At 56.7% G+C, this 16,201-nt stretch carries 14 protein-coding genes; 2 read left to right on the top strand and 12 right to left on the bottom strand.

Annotated elements, in window-relative coordinates; genetic code table 11:
- Window positions 1-13: 13 nt before the first annotated feature.
- The 12 genes from N902_RS0110855 to N902_RS0110800 form a co-directional block, all read right to left on the bottom strand.
- The gene (locus N902_RS0110855; protein ID WP_027370954.1) at window positions 14-622 is read right to left on the bottom strand and encodes a flavodoxin family protein; all 609 of its coding nucleotides are present in this window, start codon (window positions 620-622) and stop codon (window positions 14-16) included.
- Between the two features lie 347 nt (window positions 623-969).
- Window positions 970-4,296, bottom strand: a complete 3,327-nt coding sequence (locus N902_RS0110850; protein WP_051564520.1) for an LAGLIDADG family homing endonuclease — start codon at window positions 4,294-4,296, stop codon at window positions 970-972.
- Window positions 4,297-4,345: 49 nt separating this feature from the next.
- A complete protein-coding gene (locus tag N902_RS0110845; protein WP_027370952.1) occupies window positions 4,346-4,729 on the bottom strand; it encodes a response regulator in 384 nt (127 codons plus the stop codon).
- 444 nt (window positions 4,730-5,173) lie between these two features.
- On the bottom strand, window positions 5,174-6,826 hold the full coding sequence (locus tag N902_RS0110840) for an ATP-binding protein (protein WP_027370951.1): 1,653 nt from the start codon (window positions 6,824-6,826) through the stop codon (window positions 5,174-5,176).
- 98 nt (window positions 6,827-6,924) lie between these two features.
- Window positions 6,925-7,374 (bottom strand): hypothetical protein, encoded by a 450-nt coding sequence (locus tag N902_RS0110835; protein ID WP_027370950.1) that lies wholly within the window; start codon window positions 7,372-7,374, stop codon window positions 6,925-6,927.
- An 11-nt stretch (window positions 7,375-7,385) separates the two neighbouring features.
- Window positions 7,386-7,883 (bottom strand): hypothetical protein, encoded by a 498-nt coding sequence (locus N902_RS0110830; protein ID WP_027370949.1) that lies wholly within the window; start codon window positions 7,881-7,883, stop codon window positions 7,386-7,388.
- A gap of 84 nt (window positions 7,884-7,967) precedes the next feature.
- On the bottom strand, window positions 7,968-8,642 hold the full coding sequence (locus tag N902_RS0110825) for a phosphoadenosine phosphosulfate reductase family protein (RefSeq protein WP_027370948.1): 675 nt from the start codon (window positions 8,640-8,642) through the stop codon (window positions 7,968-7,970).
- Between the two features lie 419 nt (window positions 8,643-9,061).
- Entirely contained in the window at window positions 9,062-9,163 is a 102-nt protein-coding gene (locus tag N902_RS19715) for a MetS family NSS transporter small subunit (RefSeq protein ID WP_153304198.1), read from the bottom strand.
- Between the two features lie 249 nt (window positions 9,164-9,412).
- A complete protein-coding gene (locus N902_RS0110815) occupies window positions 9,413-10,888 on the bottom strand; it encodes a sodium-dependent transporter (RefSeq protein WP_027370947.1) in 1,476 nt (491 codons plus the stop codon).
- Between the two features lie 324 nt (window positions 10,889-11,212).
- Window positions 11,213-11,686, bottom strand: coding sequence for a universal stress protein (locus N902_RS0110810; RefSeq protein ID WP_027370946.1), 474 nt, complete (start codon window positions 11,684-11,686; stop codon window positions 11,213-11,215).
- A 31-nt stretch (window positions 11,687-11,717) separates the two neighbouring features.
- A complete protein-coding gene (locus tag N902_RS0110805; RefSeq protein ID WP_027370945.1) occupies window positions 11,718-12,572 on the bottom strand; it encodes a universal stress protein in 855 nt (284 codons plus the stop codon).
- Window positions 12,569-15,031: a Lon protease family protein gene (locus tag N902_RS0110800; RefSeq protein WP_027370944.1), complete on the bottom strand. Its 2,463-nt coding sequence runs from the start codon at window positions 15,029-15,031 to the stop codon at window positions 12,569-12,571. The genes N902_RS0110805 and N902_RS0110800 overlap by 4 nt, the downstream gene beginning before the upstream one ends.
- A gap of 383 nt (window positions 15,032-15,414) precedes the next feature.
- On the opposite strand from N902_RS0110800, the gene N902_RS0110795 reads away from it, so the two are divergent.
- Together N902_RS0110795 and N902_RS0110790 are read left to right on the top strand one after the other, a co-directional pair.
- Complete coding sequence (locus tag N902_RS0110795) at window positions 15,415-15,855, top strand: acyl-CoA thioesterase (RefSeq protein WP_027370943.1); 441 nt, start codon at window positions 15,415-15,417, stop codon at window positions 15,853-15,855.
- Window positions 15,856-15,913: 58 nt separating this feature from the next.
- Window positions 15,914-16,183 carry a type II toxin-antitoxin system Phd/YefM family antitoxin gene (locus N902_RS0110790; RefSeq protein WP_027370942.1) on the top strand — a complete coding sequence of 90 codons (270 nt, stop codon included), beginning with the start codon at window positions 15,914-15,916 and terminating at the stop codon, window positions 16,181-16,183.
- Window positions 16,184-16,201: the final 18 nt, after the last annotated feature.

Below are 16,201 nucleotides of genomic sequence, written 5' to 3'. Positions count from 1 at the left end.
GGACAGTACCTGCCTAGGCCCCGAGTTTCTGATGCAGGGCGACCGCCCGGGCGATGCTCTTGCGGATGCTTTTCAGGCCCTCCTGGTCCGCATCCATGCCAGCCCCCCCCTTGTCCTGGGACCACACGGTTCCGCCCAGATTGGACCCGAATACCCCGCCGCTGACCGGCACCATCTCATTGATCAAGCAGAAATCGATCACCGTGTGCAGGACCTGCTCCTGACCTCCGTTCCGGTCCCCGCCCACGGCGATCCCCATGCCCAGCTTGTTGCGCAGCATGTGCCGGTCCCGGCCCAACAGGGCCCGGGTCCGGTCCAGCACTGCCTTAAGCTGGGCGCTGATGTGCCCGTGGTAGACCGGACTGCCCAGGACCCATATATCCGCCTTTTGCATCAGGGGATACAGCTCCTGCAGGTCGTCCTGATGCACGCAGCCCTGCTTCTTCTTCACGCACACATCGCAGTGGATGCAGAAGTTGATGCTTTTGCCCCGCACGGAAAAGAAGTCGGTGTGCAGGCCGTGTTCGGTTTCAAACTGCTCCAGGGCCCACTGTACCGCCCTGTGCGTGGCCTTTTTCCTCGGACTTCCGCAGATGCCGAGAACTGTTGTCTCCTCAACCATTTTTTTCTTCCTTTAGACAGGGTTATAGTTCCCACGCTCTGGGTGGGAACTATCCTGGCTCTTCGACACAGAAAGTGGAATTGCCTACATAAGAGTTTGCCGTCTCTTCTGTGTGCCATAAGCGGCAGGCCCGCACATTTTCTTGGTCCCGCCAAAAGGGGGAAACCCGGCACTCACGTGTATGATACGCTCGGTCAAACAGAAAGCAGTGACCTGCATGTGAGTAGCCGGGAGGGGGCAGGGATCCCCCTTTGGCGGGACTTAGAAAATACCGGGCCGAAAGTGGGCACACAGAAGAGACGGCAAACTCCAAAAATCCACAGGCTATGTCGAAGAACTACTGTCCTCTATCCGCATTTGGTGTACCCGCAGGCCTGACAGATAAAGCATCCTTCCTGGAACATGAGCTCCTGCCCGCATTCCGGACAACCCGGTTTGACCAGGCTGTGAGCGGCGTCACCCGTTGGTGTGGCTTCTTTCAGGTATCTGTTCTCCAGAATCCAGGCCACGGCATCGGGAATGGACAGCAACAGCCCTTTTTTCTGGAACACTGGATGCTCTCCGCCAATGCCCTTGAGCTGAGCCACAACATCCCGGACATGGACCCCGGAACGCAGAGCCAGGGAGACCAGCCGGCCGATGGCCTCGGCCTTGGCCGTAATGGACCGGCCGGAACGGCCGATGGTGGCAAAGACCTCAAACGGCTTGCCGTCCACCTCATTGACCGTGAGATACAGATCTCCCAGACCGGTCTGCACTTTCTGGGTAAAACCGTAGATCACGTCCGGACGTTCCCGGACCGGCACCCCGTTCTTGGCCTCCGCCTTTTCCGAGCCGCTCCCGGTGCTCAGAACCTGCTCAGCCTTGCAGCCGTCCCGGTAAACGGTCACTCCCTTGCACCCCAGCTCATAGGCCGCCCAGTAAATGGACGAGATATCCTCTTCAGTGGCTGAATGGGGAAGGTTGACCGTCTTGGACACCGCATTATCCGTATACTTCTGAAAAGCGGCCTGCATCCGCAGATGCCAGATGGGCTCGAAATCCATGGAAGTGACGAAGACCTCCCGCAGATCCCGAGGAAGATAGTCCATGTCCCGGATGGTTCCCTTTTCCGCCACCTGGCGCATCAGGCTCTGGCTGTACCAGTCCGTCTGGCGCAGGGCCTGTTCAAAGTGCTTGTTCACCTCCAGCAGGGTTTCTCCATCCATGACATGCCGGGAAAAGCTCAGGGCGAAAAGCGGTTCGATCCCGGAGGAGCAGCCGGCCAGGATGGACAGGGTCCCGGTGGGGGCGATGGTCGTGGTGGTCGCGTTCCGGTAGGGTCCCAGATTCTTCTGGGCGAAGACCGAATCCGGATACCCGGGAAACGCCCCCCGTTCCTGAGCCAGAACCTTGGATGCGGAACGGGACTCCTGATGCAGAAAATCCATGAGCTTTTCGCCCATGCTCAAGGCCCGGCGGCTGTTGTAGGGTATGTGCAGCTGATACAGCAGATCCGCCCAGCCCATGATCCCCAGGCCGATCTTCCGGTTGGTGTGCACCATATCCGTAATCTGGGGCAGGGGATAGCGGGAGGCGTCGATGACATTGTCCAGAAAACGGACGCTGAGATGGATGGTCTCCTTCAGCCCGTTCCAGTCCACTCCGTCCTCAGCCGTCTCAGAGTAAAAGGCATCGACATTGATGGATCCCAGATTGCAGGCCTCATACGGCAAAAGCGGTTGCTCGCCGCAGTTGTGCGCGATCAGCCCATTGGCATCAAAGGCGTGGCCATTTGGAACCTGGACGTCGAAAACATCTTCCCACCCACAATCCTCTAAACCGGTAAACGTGCATGTAAACCGTTCTCGATTCAGTCTCCGCTTGTAACTGGCAAGGGCAGTCTGCAATTTTTCGGCTTTTTCCGCATCGTGAAATCCTATCCGTTCTGCATACCGAGCTAGATTATCACCGGTTATAATCAGCTCATGCTGGCTTTGAATCCGGTAGGACTTCATGCCGCCTTGGCCGTTGGGCATATCCTTTTGGCCGGCTTCACGCCGGTTGCGGTATATGCAGGAAGCAATGCCCATCCTGAGAAGCATCCGCTGCACTGCCTGCAGGGTAGCTGCATTGCTCTGGGCCAAACGAAGGCTCACTCCTTTGTTCTGATCTCCCTGCACCGAGCCGTCGGCATCAAAGAGGCCACGCAAAAAGCCGGCATAAAATGCAGAAGAAGTCTTTTCCACAGCCGGGGTTATCTGTTTGTGTCCAGGCTGCAGGCCCAGCCCTAATGCGATGCTTTTCAAAGAGCCAAGGCTCAGCCGATATTCATTCCGCCCGGCAATCTTTTGCCATCCTTGAAAATCGGACCTGTGAGGCAGCTCCTGGGCATACTCCAATACAGCCTGCATAATGCCTGAACAGGCCACATGATCCCTTGGCTGTCCATTAACAGCATCTTCCTGAACCCATGCTGAAAGGACAGCCTTGTCCTGCTTCAAGGTCCCATCACCCAACAGCAGACCAATCAAATACCCCTCAGCCTGCCCCAACGCTCCAGGCCATGCCGGTATCTCCCGATGATCATTGATCAGGACTTTATCCCCGGGAACAAGCTGTTTCGCCTGTACCCACTCCGTCCGAAGCACATATCGGGTCATGCTTGCCGCCCTCAGAACCTTATGCTCCGGGGTCAAGCGCAGTGTGTAGCCTTCAGCCGTCTGCAGCTCAGCAATCCTTTTCCGGCCAGTATGAAAAAATCCGTGCTCGGTGGATACATGCTCCCGGCCATTGACCTGCAGCCGCACTTGGCCTCCAAGCAGATCCTGTACCTGCCTGGGACCTTGACTGGTCTGAACAAAGGTATCGGCTGGAACACAGGGATTGGTGGCCTCAATCTCTCCAAGCTGCGGGGTGGGATTGTCCCGGTTGATGCGGTCCAGGAAGATGATCCCCGGGTCCCCGCTTTCCCAGGCCTTTTGGACCAGGAGATGGTAGACTTCCCTGGCCCGCAGAGACCCCTTTTCCTCCCCGGTGTGCGGAGCGATGAGCGGATACTCTTCGTCCTTGTCCACAGCCTGCATGAACTTTTCGGTCAAGGCCACGGACAGGTTGAAGTTGTTCAGCTTCCCCTCCCGTTCCTTGGCCCGGATGAACTCCAGGATATCCGGATGATCCACCCGCAGGATGCCCATGTTCGCACCCCGCCTGGTTCCGCCCTGCTTGACCTGTTCCGTGGCCGTATTAAAGATCTTGAGAAAGGAAATCGGACCGGACGCGATCCCCCCGGTGGACCCTACCCTGCTTTTTTGGGGCCGAAGACGGGAGAAGGAAAACCCCGTCCCGCCGCCGGACTTATGGATCAGGGCCGCGTACTTGATGGCATCGAAGATTCCGTCCATGGAATCCTCCACCGGAATGACGAAGCAGGCAGCCAACTGCCCCAGGTCTGTCCCTGCATTCATCAGGGTCGGGGAGTTGGGCAAAAAGCGAAAGCTGGTCATCAGATCGTAGAACCGGGTCGTCAACTCAGAGACGTTGTACGGCGAGTTCTCGTACTTGGACTCCTCCCTGGCGATGCTCCCGGCAACCCGTTCAAATAAATCCTCAATGCCTTCAATGGGCTCACCATCGGCCCCCTTGCGCAGATATCGTTTGGTCAGCACCAGCTGTGCGTTGGGATTGAGTTCCATCTCAGCCAATTCCTCACTCTCCTTGTTCCTGAAACATATTTTCGGCACTCTATTCCGTATGCCATTGCAGGCGATCTTCAATGGCCTCAATCAGATCCTTGGTTGATATCGGCTTGGCTACAAAGTAGCGGCCTCCAATCTGCTTGTAGTTGCTGTCTCCGGTCTCCTCCTTGGTCACGATAGCGGTCAGAAAGATGATCGGTATATGGCTCAAGTCCGGGTCGTGCTCAAACCACCCTGCAACCTCATCCCCGGACATATCCGGCATGACCAGGTCCAAAAGGACCAGGTCGGGCTTGTACTCCCTGGCCATTTCCAGCCCCAGCTCTCCGTTGTCAGCTGTATAGACCGTGAATCGCCCGCTCTGTTCCAAGTTGCCTTTGATGAAGAAGCAAAAGTCCTCTTCATCATCGATGAGCAAGATCTTCAGCATACAAACCGCTCCATTTTCAGAGTCAACTCCCCGTCGGCCGGTTTTTGCTTCCACCCCACACCGACCACACAATCACGGCCCCATTCAGGCCTGCAGATCAGTAGATAAAAATTGGCATGTAAGCACGTTTTCTCATATAACCACAAGGGATGGCCTATTATCCATATTTGATTAGGGATTCTTCGCTTTTATCGTTCCCACGCTCTGCGTGGGAACTCTTTTGGACGCTCCGGCGTCCTGAAAGAGACCGCGGGAGCGGTCAGGAAGGCTCCCACGCAGAGCGTGGGAGCTATAAGTAACAGAAAAATGGCGGTCCGCCCCGGATGATTCTGATGCCCCCCTCTTGTCATTCTGAAGGAGCGCAGCGACTGAAGAATCTCTTGTACGGTTTGTCTCCGGATCTTCCGTATTCCCTGAATGTCTGCGGTTTCAAGACCGCTTGCCTCAGGCCGGCTGCAGATAGACCTGAAAGCGTGTTCCCTGCTGGGGTTCGCTCTGGACCTCGATTTTCCCCTGATGGGTGTCTATAATCATCTTGGCAATGCTCAGCCCCAGGCCCGAGCCATTCCCCCCCTGCTTGGTTGAATAAAACGGCTCGAATATATTGGAAACCTGCTTTTCATCCATCCCAGGTCCTTGGTCCGCGACCTCAACCACAACCCATGATTGATTTGTGGGGCTCTCCACCCCTCTTTCTCGCGCCCGGTCCTCTTCCCGGGGCTGCCCGTCCACAGCAACCGATATCCGCCCGTTTGTCCCCTGGGCTTCAATGGCGTTGGTGAACAGGTTGAGGAAGACCTGCTGCAGGGCGTTGCGGTTTGCCTGCACAGCCAAGCTCCCATCCGGACAGTGAAGCTCAAAGTGCACATTGTGCTGCCGCAGCTTGTGCTCGATCATCTGCTCTGTTTCCTGAAGCAGAGAGCATATGGACAGGGAACTCAGCTGGAAGTTCGCGGACTTGGAGAAGCGAAGAAAATCTTCAACAATATTGTTGGCCCGGTACACGGCCTGTTTTATCTTTTGCACTCCCTGGACCAGCTGTTTATTCGCCTGATCCATCTGGTTTTCAACAAACTCCGTCCCCATCAGAATGATCTCCAGGGGATTGCGCAGCTGATGGGCTATGCCGGAGGAGAGCCGCCCCATGGTCTCCATTTTGCTCTTTTGAATCAGCTGCTCCTGGGTCTTTTGCAATCTCTCATACGCAGTGCGCAGCTCCTGCTCGGCATGGACCCGCTTGGTCGTGTCCTTGGCCACAACTGAAACCGCTGTGAGATCCTTGGTCGAAGAGTCGAAAACCGGATGCAGGGAAGTGAGATACCATCGGTCGTATTCCGGGTCATGCCAATCAAACTGAGCAGGGGTTTGCGAGGCCATCACAGAATCGATGCTGGGCCTGAGATCATTCGTTAAGCTCTGAGGAAGAATCCGGTCGTACTGGCGGCCGATGATCTTGCTGTCCGGAAGTCCAATATGCCTGGACAAGGCGCGATTTGCTGAAATCACAACCCCCTGCCTGTCCAGCATAAAGACGTAGCCTTCAATGGACTGGACCAGGGAGCGAAACTTTTCTTCCGAATCCCGGAGCTCCTTGTTTATGTCCTGGAGCAAGGCATCTATGATGTATCCGAACAGCAAGGAGACTGCGAAGATAAACGGCAGGCGCAAGGTGTACATGGTGGCCGTATCACCGGTGAGGTTCCCCTGACTGTACATGATCCAGCCATAAATAAGGACAAACATGGCCGTATTGACCATCAGGTACCGGAAGTTCGTGCTCAAGGAGGCGATGCCGATGATAAAGAAGTAGATGAGAAAGAAAGATGTCTCCACTTGCCCCACAAGATAGATCCCCAGGGCGATCATGATCGTGTCGAAGCAGACCAGCAGATTATAGAACCTCCGCTGGCTGTATATCCACTTGGGCAGGGCGGAGAGAACAAGATTCGTGGACAAGAAGAAGGCAATATACAGATATGCCCACACCTTGGTCTCGAAATTGCCGGGCTCGAACACCAGCATGTAGGCCAGGGAGATGATGGCCGTCAGGCGGATATAAAATATATTCGACTTGTGGGACTGACTGGAATAGCGCATGAAACCTCGCCAAGCGGGAAGAAAGGGGAGTCCTGTCAGCATCGGTGTCTATGTATCGACTGTGCCCTTGCACATGCCGCGGCAGGGAGTCCGCCGGGCTATCCGAGCACGGCCGCCGCGTGATCAAAATTTTGGGCAAAAAACGCACCAGCGCCGGAAAACATATTCACCGAGGTGAGCACATACTCGGCTGTCTTTCGCCGCACCTCCTCCGGCAGGGCATTAAACATCTCCTGCATCTGGGCATTCGAGGAGCAGGACCGGAGATCCTCCCATATTTGATCCGGGGTTCGCTCAGCGGACTTTGTTCCGTGATCCCCCGCGTCTTGCTCCGGGAGTTCGGCCCACTTGTTCCGGGCTTCTTCCGCCATCCGGTCCAGCTCGGCCTTGAGCCCCCTGATCTCCTGCTCCAGGTCCGCAACAGCCACATCCTGAACCACCGGCAGCCGCTGCTGTCCGGCAACACAGACAAGGCTGCAGCGCAGGCTCTGCTTGGTTTGGGCCCCGGGTTCCGGGCTAAACGATATTTCCCACTGAAGTGCTGACATGGGCCTCCTCCTTAAAACGCGTCCTTGGCGTCCTGTCCCCGGGACGGCTTATGCTGAGTCAGGCTGTACAGGCCCTCCACGGCAAATCCCAGAGAATAGTGCGGAATCTTGTGCAGCCGGATGCGTCCGAACCGCTGGTCCTCAGCCACCGAGGACAGAGGGGTCAGCCCTATGGGGATGGGCAGGGGAAGCAGAGAAGCCCTTATGCTCCGCACTCTGTCCGCATAATGCTCGTGAAGATATTCAATCAGGGCATCCTTTTCTTCCAGGCTGAAGGTCTCCAGGAAAACCCTGCGGCTGCCTTCGGGGTCAATGGGCTGATCCCTGCGCATGGGCTCCCCGAGCAGGGCTTCCCAGTCGTAGTCGGCTTCTTCCTCAGCCTCCCAATGCGACCGGAACAGATGGATCTCCACATCCTCGTACCCGCGGAACTGGCTGACCACCATGCTCAACACGTATCCGCGGCCGGATTGAGGCTCCTGCCCCTGGGTCTGATCGTCAATCTGCATACCGCCTCCCTCGTGTTCACTCCCGGTTTCAACCCAATGCCAGGCTTGTCCGGATGCACCCTCGGCATATCTCCTGGGTCTTGCTCAAAAATATCCCAAGCTGCGCAAAAGGTGCAGCCTGTCCTCTTTTTCCCGGCTCCGACCCGAGCGCTCATCCCCTTGGGCCGCAGCCGTGCAGGGACGGCACCCCAGGGAACGGTATCCGTGGTTGTAGAGAGGACAATAGGGTAATCCCCGCTCCAAAGTAAAGGACCAGATATCCATTTCCGTCCAATGGATGAGGGGATTGAGCTGCACATGGGCCGGATCGTCCCGGCTTTCGTGCCATGAGCGGCCGGCCCGGTCCGTATGCTCATCAGCCCTGACCCCGGTAATGAGCACGGCAATATCCATATCCGACACCGCTCTGCGCAGAGGCGTGACCTTCAGATCATTGCAGCACTGAACCGGGTCGGCGGCCACGGGATAGTCTGCAACATCAACATCCGGCTTGACAATGGACAGGGCGATGTCCCAGGCATCCGCGATCTCATCCCGAAAGGCCAGAACCTCGGGGAACTTGAGCCCGGTATCCAGGTTCACGGCCCGGGCCGGAACCGATGTGAAACCATGGCCCTGGAGGAGTTCCTTCCACAGGGCCAGGGCAACGGTCGAGTCCTTTCCTCCGGTCCAGGCCACGGCGATCCGCTGCGGATCGGCCATGGATACTGCCTGTTCCAGATACCAAGAGGACAGGCGGATTTTCTCTTCCAACGTCATGGGCTTCTTACAGATAAGTGTGGCTCTTCAACGTAGCCTGTCGTTTTTTAAAGTTTGCCGTCTATTTTTTCATGCTTCGCTAGCCCAAGCGGGCCTGGGCTTTGACAGGCATGTATACACAGCACAAGAGATTCTTCAGTCGCTACTCTCCTTCAGAATGACAAGAAGAGCATCAAAACCATCCGACAGTCTCTCATTCTTCTATTTGTCATTCTGAGCGAGTCTGCGAGCGAAGAATCTCGGGTGGAATTCCTCTTCATGTATCGATGTATCGAAGGACCGTAAGCGTTCAGCCCCCTTGCTAAAGTTCATGGGGGGCTCCCCATAAACGAATGAGTCTGCTTCCTTATCAAAACAAAGTCCAGAAGGGTCGCGACCCTTCTGGACTTTAGTCGGGAGCCTGAAGAAGAGTCAACGGACTACATGTGCCGTTTTTTCAGTGCATAGCGTATGCAGATTGCCGCTCCGCCCCAGGTTACAACCAAGCCAAAGATCATCATGAATATAGCCCCACCGCTCATTGTATCCCCCTTATCTTGAATGAAAAGAACATTTCGCACCCATTTGCATGAAAATAATGCTGCTAACAGCTATCAGAATCCGATTTTTATCGTTCCCACGCTCTGCGTGGGAACTCTACTGGACGCTCCGGCGTCCAGAAAGGGACCGCGGGAGCGGTCAGGAAGGCTCCCACGCAGAGCGTGGGAGCTATAATTAAAAGCGTGCCTGCGCCTTGGCAGGCACGCGGGTTAGTAAGTTCGTGCACCATGCTATTCATCGGCCGCGCAGCTTCGCCCGCTCTGCATGACAAAGCTCAATCCCACTATGCCGACCACGATTACCCAGCCGAAGATGAGCAGGGCACTGCCCGGATAGCCGCCGTATGCCGTCCGGATGTCTCCCACCAGATTGGCGATGGCCATATATCCCAGGACAATGGGGGTTATCACTTTCAGACAGAAGTTCCACCCGGTACCGATATGAAAGTCAGACATCGAGTTGGCATGTTCACGGATGGAGTCCAGCCGGAAAAACCAGGACAAAAGAATAACTTCCACCAGTCCGGCAAAGACGATTCCAAAATTGTTGATGAAGTGGTCCACGATATCCAGGACCAGGAGTCCGCCCTGGGTCATGAACACAAGGCTGAGCATGAACCCGATGATGCAGAACAGAGAGGTGGTCGGCCTGCGCCCCCAGCCGAACTTGTCCATCAGGCCGGAGCAGCAGGCCTCGGTGATGGAGATCATGGAGGACAAGCCGGCGAACACCAGGGCGACGAAAAAGAGAATCCCGAAAAAGCTGGCCCCGGGCAGGAGGCTGATGGCCTTGGGAATGGTGATAAAGGCCAGCCCGACGCCTGCTCCGGCCACATCCTGGACCCCAACACCCTGTTGCGTGGCCATGTAGCCAAGGACTGCAAAGATCATGATCCCGGCCAGCAAACTGAACCCGCAGTTAATGAACGCGGTCATCATCCCGTTGTTGTTGATGTCCGATTCATCCGGCAGGTAGCTGGAGTAGGTGATCATGATCGCAAAACAGATGCTCAGGGTAAAGAAGATCTGCCCATATGCCGCGGTCCAGACCTGATAGTCCAATATCGCGCTGAAATCCGGACGGAAGAGCCATTGCAGCCCTTCAGAGGCGCCCTCCAGGGTCACCGCCCGGCCCAGCATGATGAGCAGCAAAACAAAGAGCACGGGCATGAAGATCTTGTTGGCGAACTCAATCCCCTTCTTCACCCCACTGAACAGGGCCAGCCAGGTAATGAACCAGACTAAGACCCCGGCCACGAATATGGGCCAGACTATATTCCCCCATTCCATGGGACTGGAGGACAGCTGCAGGAACTGGTTGAAGAAGAAGTCCTGGGTATCTTCCCCCCATCCCAGGTTGGTCGCCAGCAGGGCGTAGTTCAAGGCCCAGGCAATGACCGCGGCGTAATAGATGGAGATAATGAAAGAAACAAAGACCTGCCACCATCCAAGCCATTCCCATTTCTTTTTGGCCTTGGCAAAGGACATGGGAGCGGAGCCCTTGAACTTATGCCCCAGCCCGAACTCCATGATGATGATCGGGATCCCGGCAGTTAGCAGGGCAAAAAAATAGGGGATGAGAAACGCCCCTCCCCCATTGTCGTAGGCCATGTACGGAAACCGCCAGATATTGCCCAGACCTATAGCCGATCCCACAGCGGCCATTATGAAACCGGCTCTCGTTCCCCACTGTTCTCGCTGTGCCATGAAAGCGCCTCCTATGTTCCTCGCCTGCTCGTCATCGACTCCTTAAGTACACCAGCACTGAATGGATTGAGCTTGAGTATCAGATCCTTGGTCAACAATCAATATTTCCTGAAGATCCTGTGTCGGTTTTCCGGCCCTGTCCTCCAGCAGGGGTGGATGCAGGCAGCACTTTTTTTGGTTCTTCGACGCAGCCTGTGGAATTTTACAGTTTGCCGTATATGTTGTGTCGAGGAGCCACTTTTTTCCAGGTGCCCGAAGAAACAAAAGAGGCCTCCGGTTGCAACCAGAGGCCTCCTTCGTTCGCTGTCCTCTTTTGGCTCCTGATCATTGCCCTCCGGACGTGTCCGGATTGATCAAGACCACGGGCACCGGGGACTCCTCGGCCACCTTCTTGGCCACACTGCCGAACCCGCTTCCCACAGTCCCCACAGTGTCAAAAGAATGCCCCCTGCTGCTGAGAACAATCATGTCCACTCCCTCCTCTCGTGCGGCCTTGAGTATTTCCTGGGCCGCATCCCCCCGCAGGACCTTGAAGGTGACATTCCGGCAGGCATTGAGCTCCTTGGAGCAGATCTCCTGCAGACCCTTCTTTGCCTTGTCCGCCTCCCAGTCTTGAAACCTCTGTATGTGCTCTGCGCTGGGGTAATTGCCATAGGCTGGAAACAGGGAAAGCAGATCAGGGGCCACATAAAGAACGACAACTGTGGACGAGTACTTCTCGGCCAGGGAGAGTACATGGGGCAGGGCCTTGAGTGAACTTGTGGACATCTCTGTGGGCCAAAGAATCGTGTGTTCCATCAAATACTCCTCCTTTCTGTGGATGTAATCTTTATGCAGAACGAACCAGCAGGACTGGGTTTTGAACTGCATCAACCAGGGCCTGCAGCTCCTCGCCGTGCAGCTGCGGCTCTTCGCAGGGCAGAAACAGCGGCCCCGGACCGTGCAGACGCACCACCTGATCGATCCGGCTCCAATCCAGGGGACTGGGCAGAATATGCAGGCTGGCCCGGCCTCCGCGGCCGGCAATCAGCTCTTTGGCCCGTTTCTGAAGCCGCTCTTGGTCCTCCGGGTCTCCGGGTACAAGGACGACCACCGGTATATCCTTTTTCCGGCCCAGATCCACGGCCAGGATCAGGGCTTTTTCCGCATTCCCGGATCCGGTAAACACAACCTGAACCGGAGGCTGAAACCGCATGCCCTGCTGAATGATCAGGGTCATCCCCCGGCCCTGGCTGACCACCGTGCGCACCGTGGTCCCCACCCCCCGGCGTCCGGACAAGGAGCGCCCTGATCTGCCCAGAATGGTCAGATCCGCCTCCTCAGCTGCGGCCAGAACCTCCGCCGGCACCCCGCCCCTGGTCACCCGGAACTTCCAGGGCACATGAAAGCGCTCGGCAGCCTCGGACAACAGCTTTTGCACCCGCTTCGCCTGGATGCGCAGCTGACGCTCCGTCTCCGCCCGGTCGACGGGCCGGAATCTGGGGGCCACAAAGGACATCTCCCGGGCAAAGGGAAATTCGCACAGCTGAAGGACATTGATATCCTCCACAAACAGCCCTTCCAGCTCCGCGTTCAGCACAGCGGCCAGCTCCGCTGCCGTGTCCAGGGCGGTCAGGCTGTTCTCCGATGCGTCCAGGGGGACCAGGATGCGATGCAGAGAAAAGGAAAGGGAGTTTTGATTCACGGCTGGCCTCCTTGGTCCTTGCCAGTTCCGAACTGCTCCCGCTTCTCCGAGAGCTCATGCAGCCGTCTCTGCACCCTGCCGTTCACGCTGCCCGGCGGATATCCGCCTGCATCATCAGACTCTCCAGCCTCCAGACCGGTCAAAAGCTCAATGCCCTGATCAATGGTCTGCACCTGGTAGATATGAAATCGTCCCACCTCCACAGCGTCCCGGACATCCCGGCGCAGCATGAGATGCTCCACATTGGAGGCAGGGATCAGCACCCCCTGCTCTCCGCTCAGTCCCCGCTCCCGGCAGATATCGAAAAAGCCCTCGATCTTCTCGTTCACCCCTCCAATGGCCTGGACCTGGCCGTGCTGATTCACCGATCCGGTCACGGCCAGGGACTGATTGATGGGAATCCCGGCAATGGCCGAAAGCAGGCAGTACAGCTCAGCCGAAGACGCGCTGTCGCCCTCGATCCCGCCGTAGGATTGCTCAAATACCAGGGTGGCCGAAAGGGACAAAGGACGGTCCGCGGCATACCTGGCCCCCAGAAATCCGGACAGGATGAGCACCCCCTTGGAGTGGATGGGGCCGCTGAGCTTGGCCTCCCGCTCGATATCCATGACTTCCCCCTTGCCCAGCCTGACCCGGGCTGTGATCCGGTTTGGCCGTCCGAACATGAAGTCCCCGAGCATAACCACCGACAGCCCGTTGATCTGTCCCGCCTGCCATCCCTGGGTATCGATGAGCATGACTCCGCGGCTGATGCTTTCCTGGACCCGCTCCCGCATCAGATCCGAGCGATAAACGGATGCATCAATGGCCTGCTGCACATCCTGGGCCGCAATTGATTCCCGGCTGTTCTCCCTGGCCCAGAAATCCGCCTCCCGCATCATGTCGGTCAGGCCCTGGACGTGGGTGGACAGCTTGGTCTGATCCTGGGCCTTGCGGGCGCTGTACTCCAAAAGCCTGGCCACCCCGGAGCGGTTCAGGGGCATGAGCCCCTCCTGCTCGGCCACCCCGGCCATGAACCGGGCAAAGAGGTCCTGGTGCTCACGGTCCCATTGCATGCTGAAGTCAAAGTCTGCGGCCACCTTGAACAGCTTGCCGAACTCCGGATCGAACTCCTTGAGGATATAGTAGATCAAAGGATTGCCCACCAGAACCACCTTCACCTTGAGGGGAACCGGCTCCGGCTCCAGGGAGATGGTGCTGATCAGGCTGAACATCTCGGCCAGGGACTCAATCCTGATCTTCTGGGATATAAGGGCCCGCTTCAGCCCGTCCCAGGCCCCGGGCTGGGTCAAGACCTTGTGGGCGTCCAGGATCAGGGCCCCTCCGTTGGCCCGGTGCAGGGCCCCGGGCTTGATCAGGTTGAAATCCGTGATCAGGGCCCCCATCATCGGCTGGTGCTCAACCCGGCCCACAAGATTGGCGCAAGTCGGGTTGTCCTCGTAAATGACCGGCGCTCCAGAGCTTTGGCTGTTGTCCACCAGGACATTGACCTTGTACCTGCGCATCGGGCCGAAGCTCCCGGCCTGCCCCCTGCCCCCTCCGGGACCGGACCCGAATCCGGCCCCAGACTGCTGGGCCTGCCCCTCCTCCTGTTGACTGTCCGACTCCAGAATGGACCGGACATTGTCGACGATATCCCTTTGCACAGCATTGAGATACTCCCCCACCGCAGACACCTCGGTATACTTGTCCCTGATCTCGTCCAAAAGCGGCCCAACGGCATACCCGGCCACTTCATCGTTCAAGTCGGAGATCTTCTGGCGCATGTCCCGCTGCCAGGCCGGGAACTTCTGGAACATGCGCTGCGATTCGTTCTGCATTTCCTCGATATCGTTCTGGATCTTCTTCTGCTCCTCCTCGGGCAGCTTCTGGAACTCCTCCGGAGGAACCACCTCTCCATCCCGGACCGGGGCGAATCCGAACCCGCTCGGCATCCGGATCAGGGTCAGGCCCCGCTCCTTGGCCTTTTTGGAGAGATCTTCAAACACGCTTTGCTGGTACTCCTTGAATTCCTGCTGCAGGGCCTGCAGGCGGTTCTGGTACTCCTCGCTCTCAAAGGCCCCTTTGAGGACATTGGGGACTTCCTCTCTAAGGTGATCCATATCCGAGGCCAGGCGGCCGCCCCATCCGGGGGGGAGGTTGAGCAGCCTGGGCTTTCCCGGGATATCGAAGTTGTTCACATAGCACAGATCCGCCGGAGTGGGCGCATCCTGCAGCTGTCCGGACAAGTACTGACGGACGAAGGTGTGCTTGCCCATTCCGCTCGGCCCCAGGGCATAGATATTGTATCCGTGCTGATCTATGCCCACCCCGAACTTCAAGGCCTGTACCGCTCGGGGTTGCCCTATCCCCTGACTCAAATCCCGGATGGGGTTCAGCTCGGCTGTGGTTTCAAAGGCGAACCCGGACACATCGCAACTTTTGTACAACTGAACCGAAGACAATTCCCTGTGCTCCATAATACCCTCCTGGGTGTGATGGCTCAGCGGCACTATTTATCGGCATTCGCGTCCACCAACAATGTTCACCATACTCCTGAGCATCTGCTGTTTTGGATGAAAAACTGCTATGAGTTAATACTTGGGATAATCCAAATCGAAATCGGGATCGGTATCGAAATCGTTTGTATGCATCGTTATCGCAAGCCTGCCTGCGCCTTGGCAGGCATGTGGGTTTGTATCTGCAGACCCCATCTCACGGGAATTGCAGAGACTATACACCTATGATAGGCATCCTCTGATGTTTTTTGTCAAGACAAAACCACAAGCTCAGCTTTGCCCCTTAAGGACAACACCTGCTGCTGATTTTCCGGGATGAAGCTAAACAGACACAGCGAGGACCTATGGCTAGAGTACAGATTGACCTTCCTTCCGAATATGCATTTCATACCCAGATCCCCCTGCGCGTAAACGACATTAATTTCGGCGGACATATGGGCAATGACGCCGTCTTGACCCTGGCCCAGGAGGCCAGGACCAGGTTCTTCGTTCACTTCGGCTTTACGGAGCAGGATGTAAACGGGTTCGGAATCCTGATTGCCGATGCGGCCATTGTCTACAGGGCCCAGGCTTTTTACGGCGACATCCTCGGGGTGGATCTGGGCATAACCGATATCGGGCGCAAAGGGTGCGACCTGACCTATCTGTTCACCAACACGGCGTCCGGAACAGAAGTGGCCAGGGCCAAAACCGGGACCGTCTTTTTTGACTACGGCACACAGAAGGTGGTTCGTATTCCGCCGGTTTTCCTCCACCGTTTGGGCCTTCAGGAATTGACTGAATAAGATTGGCAGATTATTCTATGCATAATTATACACCGTACTATGCATGGAGATTTCACATATGCGAACAACTGATTACCTCTCAGCCACAATGCTTGCCAAAAAGACATCCGCCACTCTGGATGCTTTGGAACAGGGCGAGACCGAAAAGCTCATCATCTTGAAGAACAACGCCCCCAAGGCCATTCTCATGTCAATGGAGAGCTACGAAGCCATGCAGGAAGAGATCGAGGATCTTCGACTGACTGCCCTGGCCCTGGCTCGCTCGGAGAGCTTTGATCCCGAGAAAGCACTTTCCCATGACTCTATGCTTGAAAAATTTGGTGCATGAGTTCCAGGGGTCCCTTTC

The sequence above is a fragment of the Desulfovermiculus halophilus DSM 18834 genome (assembly GCF_000620765.1).
In the GTDB taxonomy this organism is placed as follows: Bacteria; Desulfobacterota; Desulfovibrionia; order Desulfovibrionales; family Desulfothermaceae; genus Desulfovermiculus; species Desulfovermiculus halophilus.
The sequence above is the reverse complement of the archived record's forward strand: the minus strand, read 5'-3'. Positions and strand labels throughout refer to the sequence as shown.

Coding starts and splice junctions, on each gene's coding strand:
- N902_RS0110855 (WP_027370954.1), bottom strand. CDS start 622: ATGGTTGAGGAGACAACAGTTCTCGGCATCTGCGGAAGTCCGAGGAAA.
- N902_RS0110850 (WP_051564520.1), bottom strand. CDS start 4,296: ATGGAACTCAATCCCAACGCACAGCTGGTGCTGACCAAACGATATCTG.
- N902_RS0110845 (WP_027370952.1), bottom strand. CDS start 4,729: ATGCTGAAGATCTTGCTCATCGATGATGAAGAGGACTTTTGCTTCTTC.
- N902_RS0110840 (WP_027370951.1), bottom strand. CDS start 6,826: ATGCGCTATTCCAGTCAGTCCCACAAGTCGAATATATTTTATATCCGC.
- N902_RS0110835 (WP_027370950.1), bottom strand. CDS start 7,374: ATGTCAGCACTTCAGTGGGAAATATCGTTTAGCCCGGAACCCGGGGCC.
- N902_RS0110830 (WP_027370949.1), bottom strand. CDS start 7,883: ATGCAGATTGACGATCAGACCCAGGGGCAGGAGCCTCAATCCGGCCGC.
- N902_RS0110825 (WP_027370948.1), bottom strand. CDS start 8,642: ATGACGTTGGAAGAGAAAATCCGCCTGTCCTCTTGGTATCTGGAACAG.
- N902_RS19715 (WP_153304198.1), bottom strand. CDS start 9,163: ATGAGCGGTGGGGCTATATTCATGATGATCTTTGGCTTGGTTGTAACC.
- N902_RS0110815 (WP_027370947.1), bottom strand. CDS start 10,888: ATGGCACAGCGAGAACAGTGGGGAACGAGAGCCGGTTTCATAATGGCC.
- N902_RS0110810 (WP_027370946.1), bottom strand. CDS start 11,686: ATGGAACACACGATTCTTTGGCCCACAGAGATGTCCACAAGTTCACTC.
- N902_RS0110800 (WP_027370944.1), bottom strand. CDS start 15,031: ATGGAGCACAGGGAATTGTCTTCGGTTCAGTTGTACAAAAGTTGCGAT.
- N902_RS0110795 (WP_027370943.1), top strand. CDS start 15,415: ATGGCTAGAGTACAGATTGACCTTCCTTCCGAATATGCATTTCATACC.
- N902_RS0110790 (WP_027370942.1), top strand. CDS start 15,914: ATGCGAACAACTGATTACCTCTCAGCCACAATGCTTGCCAAAAAGACA.